Genomic DNA, 18,817 nt, shown 5'->3' with positions numbered 1-18,817 from the left:
AGAAGTTGAGATCACAATAGACCCGGCCGGCGCACAAAATTCCCTTGTCAGTCACTTCAGTGCGACACCACTGTCCTTGTCGAACAGGTGCAGGGTATCGATGGCAGCACCGAGAAATATCCGGCTGCCCGGCTCAGGCGCCTGGCGTCCCGGGCCCGACGCAATGACCTCGATACCATCGATATCGACATACAGGAGCGTTTCCGACCCCAGCGGCTCCACGACCGAGATGGTTCCCTGCAACATGGACTGGCTCTGTGCAACCGGTTTGAGATCCTCGGGACGGATGCCGAGAATCACGTCGTGGGAGGAACCACTGGATGCCAGGTTCCAGGGAACCTGCGCACCATTCCAGAGGCTGAGACCCTGTTCATCCAGCACCCCCGGCAACATGTTCATGGACGGTGCGCCGATGAATTGAGCAACGAAGGTATTGACCGGATTGTGATAGGCCTCCGCGGGTGTCCCCACTTGCTGAATGTATCCGTCCTTCATGATCACGATCCTGTCGGCCATCGTCATTGCCTCGACCTGATCATGAGTGACGAAAACGATCGTGGTACCGACTCTCTGGTGCAATTTCTTGATCTCGAGCCGCATCTGCGTGCGCAGCTGAGCATCCAGATTGGACAGCGGTTCATCGAACAGGAATACGGCCGGATCACGCACCAGCGCCCTGCCGATGGCGACACGCTGACGCTGCCCACCGGACAGGGCGCTGGGCTTTCTGTCCAGGTAGTCTTCCATGCCCAGCAAGGTGGCCACTTCCATGATCCGCTCGGCTTTCTCCGATTTGGACAGCTTCGCCGTGCGCAGACCGAAACCGATGTTCTTGCGCACGCTCATGTGCGGATAGATGGCGTAGTTCTGGAAGACCATGGCGATGTTGCGCTGTTTGGGTTCCAGATTGTTGACGACCTGGTCGCCAATGCTGATCTCCCCGGAACTGATATCCTCAAGCCCGGCGATCATGCGCAGCGTGGTGGATTTACCGCACCCGGACGGGCCGACGAACACGACAAACTCACCATCCTTCACGTCCAGATCGATACCGTGAAGAACTTCGGTCTTGCCATAACGCTTGACCAGATTCTTCAGTGTCAGGCTTGCCATGTTTTCTGGTTCTCCAGCAAGGCGTTGAACGACTTGAGTCGCTGTTCATCGGCAGTCTGCAAGCGATTTCGGCAGGCAGTGACTATCTCCAGCAGCTCGTCGAGCTCACGGGTATAAGCGGCCAGCGCCTCATCCATGGCAGCCGTGGCAGGTCCGCCGAATCGATCACGCAGTTCGACGAAGTTGCGCATCGACACCGCCTGCCGGAAACTGGACTCACTCAGTTTGCCGGGCCGTCCGGTTTCATCCTGGAATGCCTGCGAGAATGCCGGGTAAGCGGCCTGCAGCGCCATGCCTTCGGCAATGACTGCATTGGCCGTGGAGGCAGCGATTTCATGCGCCTGCCTGAAGGAGAGGCCTTCCTCGCGCACCAGGGTATCAGCCAGCTCCGTGATCGTGATACAGGCAGCATCGGCGTTCTGTGCCACACGCTCCTCATTGATCGAGACCGACGCCATGAAGGCGCTGAGCAACTCCAGCACACGCCCGCCACTGTCGAAGGCGGCATAGCCGGCTGCCTGGACTTCGCCTTCGCTGTCGTTCATGTCGGTGAACGGCGTGTTGTGCATGGTGTTGACGATCGTGTCGCAGCGACCGGCCGTGACACTGGCGAGGTGCCGCATGTGCTCAATGGGGACAGGATTGCGCTTCTGCGGCATGATGGAGGAGATCTGTACCAGAGAGTTCGGTACATACAGCTGCCCTACCTCGAAAGCCGACCAGAACGCCATGTCCTGTATCACGCGTCCCAGATGCACGAACAGTAGCCGGATGGCCGAATACAGACCGGTAACGTAATCGACAGAGGCGATGCAACCGTAACTGTTGCGTTTCGGTGCAGCAAAGCCCAGCAGCTCCGCCATCTGCCTGCGATCGATGGGAAAACCGGATGTGGTGATGGCAGCCGCCCCCATCGGACACAGATCCAGCGCCTTGCGGGCATCCAGTATGCGTCGCATGTCTGCGAGGAGCACTTCCAGTACCGCGCCCAGGTAATGAGCGAAGGTAGACGGTTGCGCGGGTTGCCCATGTGTGTAGGCCACGATCAATGTATCGCGCTCGACCTGCGCCTTCTGCAGCAGCACATTGGCCAGTTGCAATGCCTGAGCCAGCAGACGATCGCAGTATTCACGCAGAGCCATCTTGAACACCGTGTGGTCCATGTCGTTGCGTGAGCGGGCCGTGTGCAACATGCCGCCGACATCGGCCCCCAGGCGAGCCTTCAGCTCGGACTCCACCAGAAAGAAGTAGTCCTCGTGCTCTCCGGTGTAGCGAAGTGCTTCGACATCCACCTCCTCCTGTATGGCCTGCAATGCACCGGCAATCGCGCCGACGGCATCGTCATCGAGGATGCGGGCATCGGACAGCATGACCAGATGCGCCTGATTGATCGCCGCCATGAATCCCGAATAATGCTGCCGGACACCATCGAACAAAGGGGCCAGTACCGTATCCCGGTAAACGGGATCGGGAAATACAGAACCATCCAGCATCATCCCTTCAACCCCGCCATGACTACACCTCGAATGATGAATCGTTGAAAGACCAGAAACACGATCAGTGTAGGCAACACCGAAATGGCCGCCCCTGTCATGACCAGTTCCCACTCCACCGCCTGCTCGACACTGAAGGTGGTCAGGCCGACGGGCAGTGTGTACATGTCCTGGCTGGTGGTGACAATCAGTGGCCAGATGAAGGCCGTCCAGTTACCCAGGAAAACGAAGATGGCCAGCGCGGCCAGCGCAGGCTTGACCAGGGGCATGGCGACCGTCCACCAGATCTGCAGTTCATTGAGTCCATCGATGCGGGCCGCTTCGATGAAATCGTCCGGCACCGTCTCGAAGAACTGCTTCATCAGGAACACACCGAATGCGGTCATCAGCCCCGGAAACATGATGCCCCAGGTAGTGTCGAGCCAACCGAACTGCTGTGACATGAGATACCAGGGAATGACCAGCATCTCCGTGGGAATCATGAGCGTGGACAGGATGGCAATGAAGACCACGTAACGACCCGGAAAACGGTATTTGCACAGGGTATAGCCGACCAGTGCATCGAAGAAGACGCTGGAGACGGTGGTCAGGGTTGCGATAATCAGGGAATTGATGAACCACTGCAGGAATCGGCCATCCTCCAGCACATAGGTGTAGTTCTCCAGGGTCGGTTCTTCCGGCACAAGGTTCAGGTTGTAGACTTCGAACGGAAACTTGAACGAGGTCGACATCATGTAGGCCAGTGGCATCACCATCAGTATGCCGCCGGCAAACAACAGCAACCAGCGCAGATACTGTGCCCAGTTTCGCCTGACCGGCGCCGTACTGCCGCGCAGCAGCGCCTCTGAACTGGCCTGCACCTGCAGATCGCTGGTGCTGCCACTATTCGACAGATTTGCTGACATGATCTACCGGTCCCGCAACAGGCGCAGCTGCAACAAGCTGACAATCAGGAGAATGACAAACAGCACCACGGTTTGCGCGGCCGCATAGCCCATGTCAAAGGAGTTGAAGGCCGTGTCGTAGATCATCAGCACCAGTGGTTTGGTCGAGTTCAACGGGCCACCGGGATTGTTGGTGGTCATGTTGAACACATGGTCGAAGATGCGCAGAAAACCGATGGATGAGAACACCACCAGAAAGACGATGGTGGGCTTGAGTAGCGGCAGCGTGATTTCCGACATGATGGTCCAACCCGAGACACCGTCGATATGCGCCGCTTCGTAGTAGGTCTTGGGAATGGCGCGTAAACCGGCCATGAAGATGATGATCTGGAACCCCAGACCAGCCCAGATCGCGGGTGCCAGTACCGACGGCAGCGCGTTGGTGGTGGAATTAAGGAACTCGATCTGCGCAATGCCGAAACTGGCCAGAAAGTTGTTGAACAAGCCGATGGGCACGGGTTGATAGAACCAGCGCCAGACCCAGGCCATTGCCACGGCGCTTGTCATGAAAGGCAGGAAATACAAGGCGCGGATGGTGCCGTGCAGGAAGCGCACCTTGTCGAGATGATAGGCGATGATGAATGCCAGAACCAGACTCACCGGTGTGCCGATGAGCAGATAGACGAAGGTATTGCGAAACACTTTCCAGAAGACCGGATCGTGGAACAGGGTGACATAGTTGTCGATCCCTGCCCACGTCCGGGCTCCCAGCAGATTCCACTCCTGAAACGACAGCACGATGGCATTGGCTGTCGGATAGAAACGCACCACCACATAGAAGACGATCGGCACGGCCAGGAAACCCCAGGCCCACACCGTCTGCTTCTGTCTGACTGACAGTTTGTCGTAGACGCTCATCGAGTGTATCTTCCCGGTCGATTCTGCCGTGGCGGCATCAGTCCCTACTTGTAGAAACCATCCAGAATGGCCTGCTCGGCCTGCGCCGCCTCACTCAGGCTGTCCTCGACCGACTGGCCTTCCAGTTCGATGCGGCTGACCATATCGGTCATGAGCTGGCGCTGGCCGCTTTCATCCACGAAGACCGTGGACTGGGCGTAACCCAGACCTCTGACAAAGGGGCCGTAGACCGGATCGTTCTGGTTCTCGTCGGTCAATGCTGCAGAGGGTTTGGCAGGCAATTCACCCACGGTCTCGAGCCAGATCTGCATGGCTTCATCCGAGGTGATATAGGCCATGAACTTCAGTGCCGCATCATGTTTTTCACCGGTAGCCTTGCTGGTGACTGCATTGACCCAGTAGGACGAATAGTTGGATCGACTTCCGTCCGGTCCGGCGGGCAGTTCGGCCACACCCCACTTCAGACCACGGGTATCATCGAGCGCACCGATCCTGAACGAGCCATCGATATGCATGCCGGCACGTCCGGCCTTGAAGGCAGCCTGGGGTTCGTCCATGAAGGTGCTGTCGGTAACACCGTGTTCCTGATCCAGGGCGACATACCATTCCAGCGCCTTGCGTCCGGCTTCCGAATCGTAGGCAACGGTTGTCAGGTCGTCTGAATAGGGTTGACCACCGAACTGACGTACCAGTACTTCACGCCACCAATGGTGGTCCTGAGCAGTCATTCCCGAGGTCAGCCCCACCTGCGTCAGGTTGCCGGCACCATCGCGCTCGGTCAGTTTTTTCGCCACCTCAACCAGTTCGTCCAGGTTCGCCGGTGGATTCTCGATTCCCGCCTTGTCGAACAGGCGCTCGTTGTAGAACAATGCCAGCGAACGCACCGCTGTCGGCAGCGCCATGTATTGCCCGTCACGCTTCATGGCTTGCACCATCGGGAAGAATTCCTCGTCGATGGTCTCGATCGGAAAGGCATCGGTGGGCAGTGGCTGAATCAGCTCTGCATCGACATAGTCATTCAACCAGCCATAGAACAGCTGCACCACATCGGGACCTTCACCGGCCGGTATGGCCGCTGCAACCTTGGTCCGGTAGTCGGCATAGGGAAACTGATTGGTCTTGACCGTGATGCCGGGGTTGACTGCCTCGAAATTCTCTATCAGGGTATCCATCGCGGTGACACGCGCTTCAAAGAAGTACTGCCAGTACTCGATTTCAACGTCGGCCCGCGCCGCACCCGCCAGCAGTGTGCTTCCCAGAGCCATGACACCGGCCATGGCACTGGCTGAAAACATCCGTCTACGCTTGATCATGCACGCTTCCTCTTGATTTTGGACAGTGGCCTGAGACCGATTATTAACTCAACCAAGTTGAACTTACAAGTGATTTGCGTTTATATCTATACCCTGTAGCGCATCGCAGGCAACGCAAACCCCGACACTTGTCACAAGGATCACCCAAATTCACAGGCTCGAATGCAGAGCAGACTCGCCGGCACAACCGCTGTGTCGTGCTGGGCCAGATTCGTCGCGCCGGTAAGATGGGCCGCGCCGAGATGGCGCGTGCCAGCGGCTTGTCAGTACAGGCCGTGAGCAACATCATCGCTTCACTGGAGGACGAAGGCATGCTGATCGAAGCCGGACAACGCAGCCGAGGACGTGGCCTGCCAGCACCACAATACGCGCTCAATCCTGACGGTGGCTATGCCCTGGGATTCGAGGTTCGTCTTCATTCGACCAGCATCACCCTGCTCAACCTGATGGGAGAGCTGCGTTGCAGTGAACGACAGCCCTTGCTGGATACCGACCCGGAAACCGTCAGTCGGCAGCTCCGGCATCAGATGAGCAGGATGCTGGAGGATACCGGCGTCGATGCACGTCTGTTGCTCGGTGCCGGTGTTGTCATGCCGGGTCCGTTCACGCCAACAGGACTTGCCAACACGGCTTCGGTATTGCCCCACTGGCAGGATATCGATGCCGAAAATCTGTTTGCCAGCGCGTTGTCGATGCCGGTACTGGTGGAGAACGATGCCAACGCAGCCGCCGTCGGGGAGCACATCTCCGGTTGCACGAACATGCTCAGCAACTACGCCTTCATCTACTTCGGCACGGGTGTCGGACTGGGAATCGTGCATCAGGGACGCCTGTTTCGGGGAGGTAGCGGCAACGCCGGAGAACTGGGGCATATTCTGGTACCGGTGCCCGACGCCGGCGATACCTCGCTGGCCGGCCTGAGCAGCCGCATGACGCCACTGGAGAACATCGCCAGTCGCGATACATTGCAACAACGTCTCGCCAGGGCCGGCCTGGACGGCCATACGGATGACGAACTCGAAGCACTGGCGGCCGCGGACAATCCTGTACTGCAACAATGGTTGCACGATGCCTCGATCTCGTTATCGCACGCCGTTCATGTGGTCGAGAACCTGTTCGACCCGGATACCGTCGTGCTGGGCGGTGCCCTGCCCGACTCCCTGCTGGAAAGGCTGGTGCAGAGCATCTCATTGGCGGAACACTCCACCGCTCAACGCAAGAACAGACCGGTACCACGGGTCATGCAGGGGCACTCCGGCGAGCTGTCCGCTGCTCGCGGAGGTGCGGCGCTGGTCATCAACAGTCTGTTCACCCCTCAAACGCTTTCCTGAAGCCGGAATCATCTGCATGACTCTCAGCGACGTCGATAGACTGGATGCCGAACACGCTCGACCCAGAGCACTCGAGTTGCATCAGGCACTGGCAAAACTGCCATCCTGTGTCTCCTTCATGAACACCGGCGCTCATCCGGACGATGAGACTTCCGCCATGCTGGCGGCCCTCGGGTTTCGCGATGGTCTGGATATTTCCTACGCCTGTGCCAATCGTGGCGAAGGCGGGCAGAACGATATCGGGACCGAAGCACAGGCTGCGCTGGGTACCCTGCGCACTGCCGAGATGGAAAAGGCGGCGGCGGTACTCGATCTGCGTCTGTACTGGCTGTCGGAGTCCCCCGAAGATTCGGTGTTCGATTTCGGCTTCTCCAAGAACGGCGAGGAAACACTGGTGCGCTGGCAGCATGAACGTACACTGCAGCGCTTCGTCAGCATAGTCAGACGGGAACGTCCGGACATCCTGTGTCCCACCTTTCTGGACATTCCGGGACAGCATGGACATCATCGAGCCATGACCGCGATGGCGCACCTCGTGATGGATCGAGCCGCGGATCCCGCCTACGAATGTGATTCACTGCCCCCTTGGACGATCAGCAAGCTCTATCTGCCCGCCTGGGGTGGAGGCGGTACGGCCTACGACGATGAACTTCCCCCGCCGCCGACAACATTGACCATCAGCGCAGATGGTCACGATGACTGGACGGGCTGGACCTGGGAGAACATCGGCCAGCAATCCCGTCGCTACCATCGAACTCAGGGCATGGGACGCTGGGTCCACACCGGTAACGAGCGTAACTGGCCACTGCACCTGGCTCGCAGCCGGGTCGACGGACCGGATGACACGCTGGTCAGCGGCCTTCCTCGCAACCTGGCCGAACTGGCAGAGTGGGTTTCCGGCTCATCTACCGTACGCGGCTCACTGCTGGCCGCTCACGAGGCCATCGACCGAACCCTTGAAGCCTTTCCCGATTTCCCGGCCGTCGCACGTCATGCCTCCAAGGCTCTGGTCCTTGTGCAATCCGCCATGCAGCAATGCCCGGACGATGCACGCGACCAGATGCTGCACAGGCTGCAACGCAAGAAGACTCAATTATCGCGTGTGATACGGCTGGCTCTGGGAATTCGGGTGCATGCCCATTTTCCCGGCCAGAACAATGCCCGCTCAGGCGCCTTCTGGCAACCCGGGGAACAGCGGACTTGCGAACTGGAGCTTGACACCCGCCTGGCACAGACCATGGGGAGCTGCAAGGTCAAGGCAAGCATCCGAACCGATGGCCCCTGGACACTGAACAATGGCGCGCTGGCACTCGACGGAAGTGCCCCACCTTCCAACCCCTACCCCGATACCTGGCTACCGGATCGAGCGGCAACCCCCTGCATCGAAGTTCGCATCGCGTTCAACAAGGTGGTCAGCACCTGTTTTCTGCCGCTCGACGAACCTCCCGTGATATTGCCAGCTACCCGCGCCGTGATGTCGCCCGAACAGGTGCTGATCAACACCAGACTGCCGCAGAGCCCGATAGATGTCACGGTCAGAAGGCCCGAACCGGCAACGGCAGAAGCGCAGCTTCAGCTACCGGACGGTTGGCAGCTGGAGCGCACAGCGGACGTCTGGCGTGTGACACCGGCAGCTGCACTGGACGACGGCCTGTACGAACTGCCGTTGCTGCTGGACGCGAAGCAGGCCATGCAGGTAGATACCATCCATTATCCGCACACCCAAGCGCGCGCCATCAGTACAGCTGCCCGGGTTTCGATCAGAGCCATGAGTATCGAGCTCCCTGATGTTCGTGTCGGCTATGCCGGTGGCGGCAATGATGATGTCGAACACTGGCTCGTGACCATGGGCTTGCCGGTCACCTCGCTTACGGATCAAGACCTTGAAAGCGCTGCCAGCCTGACACAGTGGCTGAAAGGCATTGATACGCTGGTCATAGGCCTGTTTGCCTATCGCAGTCGGACGCAACTGAGCACCCTGAGCCAGACCATCAACGACTGGGTCGAGTCTGGCGGTCACTTGCTCACGCTCTACCATCGCCCCTGGGACAACTGGGATCCGCGGCGCATTCCGCCCCGCATGCTCGAGATCGGGCAACCCTCCCTGCGCTACCGCGTGACCGACGAGAATGCCGACGTCCAGCACCTGCTGCCCGAGCACCCCTTGCTCAACGCGCCGAATCGCATCACGCCTGCCGATTGGCAAGGCTGGCACAAGGAGCGCGGCCTCTACTTTGCAAAGGCCTGGGATGAGGCCTATGCCCCCTTGCTGTCCATGGCAGATCCGGGTGAGTCACCCCATACCGGGGCCTTGCTATGTGCAGAACACGGGCGCGGGCGTCATATCCATACGTCACTGATACTGCATCATCAGATGAATCAGCTGGTACCCGGAGCCTTCCGACTGATGGCCAATCTGGTCAGTTGAGAGCAGGAATCCCTGTCTCATGAGTCAGTCCGATGCGGCCGTGAGCGACAGCATGAACAATTGGCAGGCCAGTCTCTGGCTGTTGAGCGACATGTGCCTGAACCTGACCGCACTCGGCATCATCAAGCTGATCGGCACGGATGTCCCCGCTGCGCAGCTGGTGTTCATCCGCGCCCTGACCGGCTTGGTGCTGATGCTGCCCTGGGTGTGGCGAGAGAGAAGTCGATTCATCCGCATCGAGCACAAGGGACTGCAACTGACTCGCGTACTGCTGGCGATGACCGCCTTGACCGCCAGCTATTTCGCGGTCGCACGCCTGCCGCTGGCACTGTTCACGGCCATCAACTTCACTCGGCCCCTGCTGCTGATGGTCATGGCAGCCTGGCTGCTGCGCGAGTCCATTCCGGCGTCGCGCTGGGTGTTTGCCCTGATCGGATTGGTCGGCGTCCTGATCGCCGTGAATCCGGGTACCGTGCAATGGTCCTGGGGGATCCCTGCGCTGTTTCTGACGGTACTCAGCAGCACGCTGTCAACCATCGCCACACGCAGACTCCGCGGCACTCCGGCGGTGGTCACGATGCTTCTCTATACTGCAGGACTGTCCCTTCTTTCCCTGCCCCTGGTCGTCGGTAACTGGCAGGTCATTCCCGGCGAACAGCTGATACCGATCCTGTGTATCGGCGTCCTGGCCCAGTGTGGACAGTTCTGCTTTCTCAAGGCGCATTGGCTGGGTGAAGCCAGCGTGCTGGGACCTCTGGGTTATGCCAATCTGCTACTGGCAGGGCTGGTGGGCTTTGTCGTGTTCAATGAAATACCGACCATCGAGATGATACTGGGCTCACTCATCATCATCCTGGCCACCGCCGCGCTGTCACTGACAGGCCGGCGCTGAGTGGCTGGAGTGGCTGGAGTGGCTGGAATCTCAGGAATCTCAGGAATCTCAGGAATCTCAGGAATCGCTGGAATCGCTGGATTCGCTGGATTCGCTGGATTCGTTCAAGTGGCTCAAGCGGTTCGAGCCGTTTCATCGCCACAACGCCTCAACATTCGAACTCTGTGGGCCTGAACACCTGAACAACCAAACAACCAAACAACCAAACACCCGAACACCCGAACACCCGAACACCCGAACACCCGAACACCCGAACACCCGAACACCCGAACACCCGAACACCTGTGCACCCAAACACCTGTGCACGTAAACAAACCTCGAAAACCGGCAATAGCCGTCAGGCAGCAGCGCTGGTATCGCAGCCGAAGCGTTCCTGCCACCAGCTGTTGAAGTCTGCCACTGGCAAAGGACGTGACACCAGATAACCCTGCACCACATCGTTGCCCAACTCCGCCAGCAGATCCCATTCAGCCTGGGTTTCCACACCTTCGCTGACCACCTTGAGCCCCATACCGTGGCCCAGATCGATGATGGCTTTCATGATCATGGCCTTGGTGCTGCCGGCTTCGATATCCGTGACAAATGCGCGGTCGATCTTCAGTTCATTGATCGGCAGGTCCTTGAGCTTGGACAGAGATGAATAGCCCGTCCCGAAATCATCGATGGAAATGGTCAGGCCAAAGTCTCTCATGGTGGCAAGCGTCTGCAAGGCACGTTCGGTGTCTTTCATCATGGCGCTTTCCGTCACCTCCAGAATCAATCGGGCAGGTGCTACCTGATGACGGGCCAACAGCTTCTTGATTCTGTCAAGCAGTTGTTCGTCCTGCAGATCGAGTGCCGACAGATTCACCGCCGCCTTCAGTTCAATGCCTGCACCTTGCCAGCTACCCAGCTGGCCAACGACCGTATCGAGTACCCAGCCGGTCAGCAGCCCGATATTGCCCGAGCTCTCTGCCAGTCCGATGAATTCGTCAGGCGCCATGAACCCGTGCTCCGGATGAATCCAGCGAACCAGTGCTTCGACGCTTTCCACCTGTCCCGTCTGCATGGTGATCTTCGGCTGGAAATGGATGGTCAGCTCGTCCTGATCAACGGCCCGCTTCAAGTCGGCGATGATGGACAGCTTCCGGATATAGGATTCGTCCCGCCCCTTCTCGTAGTGACTGACCGGAATCTGCAATTCCCGGGAATCTGACAACGCAATGCTGGCCCTTCTCATTGCGGCATCGACCGTGCTGGCGTGCTTTGGCAGAAGAATCACACCGGCGGACAGCTCTGGTACCAGTTCAGCTGTTGACAATATGACGGGTTGTTCCAGGGCTTCCATCCATTCCAGCACCAGAGACTCGGCCCTGTCCGCGTTGCAGCGCGGGACCAGTACCAGAAATTCATCCTGCGATACTCTGGCAACCAGATCGGCGTCGGTACACAACTCGGGCAGACGCTGTGCCACACCCTTTACAATGGCCTCACCGGCCTTGTGTCCCAGCGTATCCACTATCTGCTTGTAGCGCTTCATGCCGAGCAGAATCACGGCATTGTCGCGCTTCTTGATGCGTGCTATCTCCATCACCCCCAACAGCTGGTCCTGCGCACGCCGTCGGTTGGGCAAGCCTGTCAGCTCATCATGATAGGCATGAAAGGTGATTGTCGCTTCGCGTTTGGCGATACCGGCCTGCATTTCACCGAAGGTCTGGATCAGTTCACCGATTTCATCGCTACGCTGAACGTCCTTCTGCGCGTCGATACTGTGCTCGTAGTCACCCTCACGAATGCGCAGGGCCGCTGTCGACAGTTGCTTGATCGGTCGCGTCACACCGCCGGCAAACCAGAATGCCAGCGCCAGAGCGATGATCAGGCTCAGCCCCATGTAGATCAGCAGTCGATTGCGTACATCCCTGTAGCTGGCCAGAGCGGCATGCAGTGAGGTATTCAGAACCACTGACACCGGCTGCTCTCCACTGCTGATGGGGACCAGTTTGCTCAGATACTCCTCGCCATCAAGCCACATGACGGGCGGTACTTCCTGCAGGCTCAGATCTCGCATGGCTGCAGGCAGATCGGCTCGACGAAGCTGATCGAGACTGGAACCGAAGAGACTGTCATTGCTTCCCTTGGCGGAGAAGCTGACTTCCATCCCGACCTGCTCCGAGAAAGCCCTGGCCATGGCATCATCCAGCGAAAAACCCACAACCAGCCAACCAATGGTCAATGGCGCCTTGACCGGCACGCTGACCAGTTCCCGTGCATAGCCATCGACCACATAGGTATGAGCGCCCACGCCTTCATGTTCCGCGGCTTCGGCGAGCTTGAGATAGATTCGCCTGTCGGCCGCCAGGCTGCCCGACTCCCCCACCAGTTCGCCATCAACGGTAACCAGCACGGCCAGGTCCGCGTCTATGCGTGAGATGTTGTTGCGCAGAGCCGAGAGAATCGTGGTCTTGTCCTGACTGGCGATGGCCGCCCGAAACCCGAAATCAGCCGCCAGCACTTCGGCACTGGTCAGTAGCAGGTCCGAGCGCTTGTCGACAAGCTGTACGACAAGGGAAGAACCCGTTTCCAGATCTCCGTTCATCTGATCGCGGACATCCGATGACAGAGTGCTCAGTACCACCGAGAGATTGGCCAGCTGAACCAGTAGCACCAGACCTGCCAGCAGCAGCAGTACCCTGGCATTGAATGTCAACTTCACGGCCGTGTCAGTCCCTGAACAGAGACTGCAGACTGTGAACCGGTTTTCTGTCAGGCATGGGGGCAGCCGTTTCATTCACCCTGACTGTCACCGTGTTCATCCCACTGACAAGTGTCACGTCCTGCCGCATGATCTTCATCCCCATGTCCGGGTGCCATACCTGCATTTGATGAACGCCACGGACAGCGCTGCCGATCGTCAGACGACCAGCCTCATCGCTGGTGGCAAACAGGGGGGTATCCACCACTCGCAGATATCCCAGCATGCCATCGTGAATGTTGCACCCGAGAACGACCACCCCGGGGTGATCAAACCGATTGTAATTGCCCGTCTGCCCATGGTAGAGCTTCAGCTCGAAGGCATTGGGGTGCGAGAACGAATAGACATGGTGCCGGACGTCATCCTGATTGGGAAACTCCACCAGGGTACCGGCCTGTACCGCGACCACACTCGGGGCGAACTGCAGATTCTGCTGGTCCATGACGGCAATCGCCTGCGTAGCCGCCTTCGACAGTTCGGCCGAATGCAGTGATACCACCGCATGTTCCATCGCATGGCCCCGCGCGTCGACGACGGAGACGCTCAACACGGCATCCGATGGTGCCGCCAGAGCAGGCGGATTCCAGACAAGACAGGCCAGCAGACCGGCCTTGATCACCTGCGCCAGCCGGCCTGGCAAGCTCTGCGAACCGCCCGCCGGAAAACTCATGACATTGCTTGCATTCATGAGCTTGGTAGCGGCATGACCGGGAGATTACTTAACGCTTGTCTACCTGACGAAATTCGTGATCTGGCTCGATTTTCGCGATGTTGTCGGCAGTGAGCCGCGATCAGCGCGTGAAATCGGGTTTCCGCTTTTCCTGAAACGCCTGCATGCCCTCTTTCTGGTCGTCTGTGCCGAACAGCGACAGAAACGCCTGACGCTCGATGGCTACTCCCTGCTCCAGGGTCGTATTCAAGGCCGCATTGATACACATGCGGTTGAGCTGTACGGCAGGCGCCGAGTAGGATGCGATCTCCCTGGCCACTCTGAATGCCTCTTCCTGCAGTTCGCCTGCCGGGACCACTCTCGATACAAGCCCGGCACGTTCGGCCTCTTCTGCGTCCATCATTCGTCCGGTCAGGCACATTTCCATGGCCTTGGACTTGCCGATCAGCCGGGTCAGACGCTGCGTTCCTCCCATGCCCGGCAACGTACCGATCTTTATCTCCGGCTGACCGAAGCGGGCATTGTCTGCTGCCAGGATGAAATCGCACATCATCGCCAGCTCGCAACCACCACCGAGCGCATATCCGGCCACAGCGGCAATCGTCGGTTTGCTGCAATTGGCAACACTCTCCCATTCCTTCAGAAACTGCGTATGCAGGGCATCCAGATAGTGCACGCTCTGCATCTCCTTGATGTCGGCACCTGCCGCAAAGGCCTTCTGCGAGCCGGTAATGATGATCGCCCTGACCTCATCATCCTGCTCCCAGCTACGCAGCGTCTGCGTCAACTCGAGCATGACCTGCCGGTTCAGGGCATTCAGTGCTTCCGGTCGGTCGATTGTCAGCGTGGCAACATTCGCCTCCACTGCTGTCTTGATGGTATTCAGGCTCATCGTCGCATCCTCTGTCTCAGCTTGCTCGTGTAGATCGAATGCAGAATCCTTGCAGGCTGCAATGGTCGGGTCAAGCACTGAAAGCGTATTGGATGTTGTACAGTTACGCCATGTCAGAACAAGCTCTCATCTACCACATCGCCCTTGATGCCGACATCGCCCCACTGGCCGCTGGCGGGGATTATCGTTGCGCATCTCTCGACTCCGAAGGATTCATTCACTGCTGCAGTCAGCAGCAACTGCATGGGGTCACAGCTCGCTACTATGCCGACATCGACGATGTTCACCTGCTGATCATTGCCGTTGACCGACTGACGCCGGCACTCATTCTGGAAAACACGGTCGGTGGCGACGAACTCTTCCCCCATGTCTATGGCCCCCTGGCAGCCGACTGCATTGTCGATTGTATCCCTTACGGATTGCAATCCGGCGAACGCCTGGGCGTGCTTGAATGACAGTTCCAGTGATCAGCAACAGGGAGAGCACTTGATGAACACAGTCACCGAACCCCGGAACGGTATTCGTCTGGAAGCCCGAGGGCCCGTGGGCATGCTGGTTCTGTCGCGACCGGAAACACTCAATGCCCTGACCATCGACATGGTCCTGGCGCTGAGTGAAGGTCTGCGCAAGCTGGAATCGGATAATGCCATCAAGATGATCATCATCAGCTCCGATAGCGAACGAGCCTTTTGTGCCGGTGGTGACATGAAACAGATTCGGCAGCACGCCCTGAATGGTGATCACGAGGCCATCAGGCATTACTTCACCAATGAGTACGCCCTGAACCTGTCCATCGCCAAGTGCCGCAAACCCTATCTGGCCCTGATCGACGGAATTGCCATGGGTGGCGGCCTCGGTGTATCCGTGCACGGTCAGTATCGCGTCGTCACGGAGAAGGCCGTGATGGCCATGCCGGAGAGTCGAATCGGCTTTTTCCCGGATGTCGGCGCATCATGGTTCCTGCCGCGTCTGCCTCTGCGTTGTGGTTACTGGCTGGGTCTGACGTCTGCCTCGGTGAAAGGTATCGAAGCCGTCGAGACGGGGCTGGCAACACACCATGTGGCCAGTGACGCTCTCGATTCCCTGCTGGATGCCCTGCAGGCGGCATTGCAGGACGACGATTGCAGTTCCTGTGACGAAGCCTGTCGCGTTGTCGAACAGGTGCTGGCCAGTGAAACCAGTGAGTCGGAAAGTTCGGGAGACTCGGGCAGTTCGATTCACGAAGAGAGCAATCGGGAGGCTCAACGCCAGTCCTTCCAGCAGATTCTCACGCAACGGGCACACTGGTTTGCCGACGACGATCTGACAGCGATTCGCGCAAGATTGCAACAGGACACCGAGCACTCCACGGATGCCAAACTCATACTGTCGCTGCTGGACAGTGCTTCTCCGCATTCTCTGGACATGACCCTGTCCCTGTTCAGGCAGACCCATGGGCTTGAATTGGAAGACTGCCTGCAACTGGAGCTGCAGTTGGCGCAGGAGGCCTGCCGACACCCCGATCTGGTGGAGGGCGTGCGTGCCGTACTGGTGGACAAGGACAGGACACCCCACTGGTCGCAATGAAGGCCAGCGGTGTCAGTCAATGCGGACAGGCTTGGTTCTGCCTGGTCCAGATCGCTATCCGGACACAGCAAGGTGTCCGGATACAACTTGGCCGGAACCTACAGCTGATCAGGGTTCAGTGCCACCGTGGATGCCGCACTGTTCGTGATGATGGTGCTGCCTGACTCGACCAGAGGCAACATGCGCTCCGCATAGTAGCGCGCCAGAGTGATCTGTGACGCCAACCAGTCTTTGTCCGCCTCTGGCGTCTGACTCTGCTCGAGCGCTGCCGAGGCGGTCCTGGCCATCATCCAGCCGCCAGCCAGATACCCGTGCATCATCAGAAATTCCACCGAGGTCGCCGCTGCCTGACTGGCATCGTTCTGTGCCAGCAACCACTCGTTGGCTGTTTCTGCCGCCCCGATGGCCGCATCGAACCGCTTGACGATGGCCTGTATATCCGCGTGATCCAGACTGGACAGCTCATCCTGCGTGGCACGCATGTCGCTGATCAACTCACTCATGCCCTGCCCGCCATCACGGGCAGTCTTGCGACCGATCAGGTCATTGGCCTGAATAGCGGTTGTGCCTTCATAGATCGGAGCGATACGGGCATCGCGAAGATACTGCGCCGCTCCGGTCTCTTCGATGTAACCCATGCCACCGTGCACCTGCATGCCGAGTGAGCAGAGATCGACTCCCATCTCGGTTGACCAGCCCTTTACCAGTGGGGTCAGCAATTCACCACGGCGCTGCATGCGCTCGCTCACAGCCTTGTCCTGGTGCCGTCGTGCTCGATCGAAGGCCGACGCACATTCCAGGCCGAGACCACGCATGGCCACGATGGTGGACTTCATCGTCATCAGAATGCGACGCACATCCGGATGATTGATGATGCCCTGATCCTCTTCGCTCTGGCCAAGCAAGGTCTTGCCCTGCTTGCGGTCCCGCGCGTAGGAGAGCGCCTGCTGATAGGCACGCTCTGCAATGCCATAACCTTCCACTCCGACTGCGTGTCGAGCCTGATTCATCATCGTGAACATGTAGACCAGACCGTGATGTTCCTTTCCCACCAGATATCCCGTGGCACCGCCATTGTCGCCATAGGACATGACGCAGGTCGGGCTGGCATGAATGCCCAGCTTGTGCTCCAGAGACACACATTTCACGTCATTGCGTTCGCCGATCGAGCCATCATCGTTGACCAGAAACTTGGGCACGATGAACAGGGAGATTCCCTTGACCCCGGGCGGCGCGTCAGGCAGACGCGCCAGTACCAGATGAATGATGTTTTCCGTCAGATCATGCTCACCGTAGGTGATGAAGATCTTCTGACCACTGATCAGGTAATGATCGCCTTGTGGGACAGCCGTGCTGCGAACCGATGCCAGATCGGAGCCGGCCTGCGGTTCGGTCAGGTTCATGGTGCCGGACCAGACACCTTCCACCATTTTGGGCAGAAACTGCTGCTGCAACTCTTCCGATGCGTGGTGTTCAATGGCATCGACCGCCCCCTGGGTCAGCAGCGGGCAGAGTCCGAACGACATGTTGGCGCTGTGCCACATTTCCTGTACGGCTGCGGCGACGGTCATCGGCAAGCCCTGACCACCGAACTCGGGAGGAAAGGCCAGACTGCCCCAACCGTTCTCGACAAACTGATTGTAGGCGTCCTTCCACCCATCGGGCGTGGACACCTCACCCTCGTTCCATTGACTTCCCTGCAGGTCACCCGTGCGATTCAGTGGCGCCAGTACATCGCCGGTAAAGCGGGCTGATTCTTCCAGCACAGCTTCCACAAGATCCGGGGTTGCATCTTCAAAACCTTCCAGTTCGGCAATGTCGGATAAACCGATAACATGCCGGAGTGCAAAGGCGATGTCCTTGACGGGTGCGGTATAAGTCATCTTCGGGATCCTTCTGCAGAATCAAGTGGAACCACCCGCCTTGTCGCCGGTGGTGTGACAGGCGACAGCTGGCTGTCGCCTGATGACACTTAGCGGTCTTCTACTTGCCGCTCTTGAACTGATCGTTCCAGCGCTCGAACGCTGACTGCATGTCCTGCATGGCTCTTTCGGCCAGACTCTGCATGGTCGCCGCAGACGTCTTGAACTCTTCAGCCAGATGCGTGCCGCGCTTTTCCCAGAAATCCTGCGCTTCCATGACGGCCAGATGGCGCTTCAACTCGGCTTCATCCAGGAATTTCTTCGATTCGTCCGTGGCCCTGGCCACGTAGTCATCCACGACCGCTCTGGAGGCTTCCAGCTTCTCCTGGGCTTCCATCAAGCCCAGATGAGCCTGCAACTGCGCCTCGTCTGCCTGATCAGCCGCCTTGCGCATGGAGTTACTCAACAGCTCGTTGATCTGACCGAGAGCCTTTCTGGCAGAATCCCTGATTTCCTTGCCTTCCTCGGGCAGGTCATCGATGAACTCATCCACCTTGTCCTGAATGCTCTTCAGCTCATCCAGTGAACGGTCAACAGCATCGCGAATCTTCTTTTCCATCATCAGCTCCAACGGTGTCGGGGCCAACAGTATAAACCGATAAGAAGAGAGACCCTATGGCTGGTAAATCGGATACCGGCGGACGCGTTTCGGTCCGCCGGTTCA

At 58.6% G+C, this 18,817-nt stretch carries 15 protein-coding genes; 5 read left to right on the top strand and 10 right to left on the bottom strand.

The genetic code is table 11. The features are described 5' to 3' along the window. Positions 1 to 51: 51 nt before the first annotated feature. From ACUNV4_RS02745 to ACUNV4_RS02725, 5 genes are read right to left on the bottom strand one after another with little or no spacing between them, the layout of a single operon-like run. Positions 52 to 1,113 carry an ABC transporter ATP-binding protein gene (locus ACUNV4_RS02745; RefSeq protein WP_430876957.1) on the bottom strand — a complete coding sequence of 354 codons (1,062 nt, stop codon included), beginning with the start codon at positions 1,111 to 1,113 and terminating at the stop codon, positions 52 to 54. Then, on the bottom strand, positions 1,101 to 2,606 hold the full coding sequence (gene argH / locus ACUNV4_RS02740) for an argininosuccinate lyase (protein ID WP_430876956.1): 1,506 nt from the start codon (positions 2,604 to 2,606) through the stop codon (positions 1,101 to 1,103). Before argH ends, ACUNV4_RS02745 begins: the two co-directional genes overlap by 13 nt. Continuing rightward, positions 2,606 to 3,511: a carbohydrate ABC transporter permease gene (locus tag ACUNV4_RS02735; protein WP_430876955.1), complete on the bottom strand. Its 906-nt coding sequence runs from the start codon at positions 3,509 to 3,511 to the stop codon at positions 2,606 to 2,608. Before ACUNV4_RS02735 ends, argH begins: the two co-directional genes overlap by 1 nt. A gap of 3 nt (positions 3,512 to 3,514) precedes the next feature. Next, entirely contained in the window at positions 3,515 to 4,408 is an 894-nt protein-coding gene (locus ACUNV4_RS02730) for a carbohydrate ABC transporter permease (RefSeq protein WP_430876954.1), read from the bottom strand. Positions 4,409 to 4,452: 44 nt separating this feature from the next. Beyond that, positions 4,453 to 5,721 (bottom strand): extracellular solute-binding protein, encoded by a 1,269-nt coding sequence (locus ACUNV4_RS02725; protein ID WP_430876953.1) that lies wholly within the window; start codon positions 5,719 to 5,721, stop codon positions 4,453 to 4,455. Positions 5,722 to 5,849: 128 nt separating this feature from the next. Between ACUNV4_RS02725 and ACUNV4_RS02720 the strand changes: the two genes are divergently transcribed. From ACUNV4_RS02720 to ACUNV4_RS02710, 3 genes are read left to right on the top strand one after another with little or no spacing between them, the layout of a single operon-like run. Further along, positions 5,850 to 7,052, top strand: a complete 1,203-nt coding sequence (locus tag ACUNV4_RS02720) for an ROK family transcriptional regulator (protein ID WP_430876952.1) — start codon at positions 5,850 to 5,852, stop codon at positions 7,050 to 7,052. 16 nt (positions 7,053 to 7,068) lie between these two features. Next, positions 7,069 to 9,480, top strand: coding sequence for a PIG-L family deacetylase (locus ACUNV4_RS02715; protein ID WP_430876951.1), 2,412 nt, complete (start codon positions 7,069 to 7,071; stop codon positions 9,478 to 9,480). A 19-nt stretch (positions 9,481 to 9,499) separates the two neighbouring features. Then, positions 9,500 to 10,372, top strand: a complete 873-nt coding sequence (locus ACUNV4_RS02710) for a DMT family transporter (protein ID WP_430876950.1) — start codon at positions 9,500 to 9,502, stop codon at positions 10,370 to 10,372. 337 nt (positions 10,373 to 10,709) lie between these two features. Here ACUNV4_RS02710 and ACUNV4_RS02705 read toward each other — a convergent pair whose 3' ends face one another. The 3 genes from ACUNV4_RS02705 to ACUNV4_RS02695 all read right to left on the bottom strand — a co-directional run bounded on the left by ACUNV4_RS02705 (position 10,710) and on the right by ACUNV4_RS02695 (position 14,665). Continuing rightward, complete coding sequence (locus tag ACUNV4_RS02705) at positions 10,710 to 13,064, bottom strand: putative bifunctional diguanylate cyclase/phosphodiesterase (RefSeq protein ID WP_430876949.1); 2,355 nt, start codon at positions 13,062 to 13,064, stop codon at positions 10,710 to 10,712. Between the two features lie 7 nt (positions 13,065 to 13,071). Further along, positions 13,072 to 13,791 carry a methylamine utilization protein gene (locus ACUNV4_RS02700; RefSeq protein ID WP_430876948.1) on the bottom strand — a complete coding sequence of 240 codons (720 nt, stop codon included), beginning with the start codon at positions 13,789 to 13,791 and terminating at the stop codon, positions 13,072 to 13,074. Positions 13,792 to 13,894: 103 nt separating this feature from the next. Beyond that, positions 13,895 to 14,665, bottom strand: coding sequence for an enoyl-CoA hydratase-related protein (locus ACUNV4_RS02695; protein ID WP_430876947.1), 771 nt, complete (start codon positions 14,663 to 14,665; stop codon positions 13,895 to 13,897). A gap of 110 nt (positions 14,666 to 14,775) precedes the next feature. On the opposite strand from ACUNV4_RS02695, the gene ACUNV4_RS02690 reads away from it, so the two are divergent. After that, positions 14,776 to 15,120: a DUF952 domain-containing protein gene (locus ACUNV4_RS02690; protein ID WP_430876946.1), complete on the top strand. Its 345-nt coding sequence runs from the start codon at positions 14,776 to 14,778 to the stop codon at positions 15,118 to 15,120. A 34-nt stretch (positions 15,121 to 15,154) separates the two neighbouring features. Continuing rightward, positions 15,155 to 16,231, top strand: coding sequence for an enoyl-CoA hydratase/isomerase family protein (locus ACUNV4_RS02685; protein ID WP_430876945.1), 1,077 nt, complete (start codon positions 15,155 to 15,157; stop codon positions 16,229 to 16,231). A gap of 98 nt (positions 16,232 to 16,329) precedes the next feature. Here the strand turns inward: ACUNV4_RS02685 and ACUNV4_RS02680 are convergent, their stop codons facing one another. Together ACUNV4_RS02680 and ACUNV4_RS02675 are read right to left on the bottom strand one after the other, a co-directional pair. After that, complete coding sequence (locus tag ACUNV4_RS02680) at positions 16,330 to 18,114, bottom strand: acyl-CoA dehydrogenase (RefSeq protein WP_430876944.1); 1,785 nt, start codon at positions 18,112 to 18,114, stop codon at positions 16,330 to 16,332. 100 nt (positions 18,115 to 18,214) lie between these two features. Continuing rightward, the gene (locus tag ACUNV4_RS02675) at positions 18,215 to 18,712 is read right to left on the bottom strand and encodes a hypothetical protein (protein ID WP_430876943.1); all 498 of its coding nucleotides are present in this window, start codon (positions 18,710 to 18,712) and stop codon (positions 18,215 to 18,217) included. Between the last annotated feature and the right edge of the window lie 105 nt (positions 18,713 to 18,817).

The sequence above is a fragment of the Granulosicoccus sp. 3-233 genome (assembly GCF_052681095.1).
Note: the sequence above shows the minus strand (reverse complement) of the source record. Positions and strands in the feature narration are given on the sequence as shown.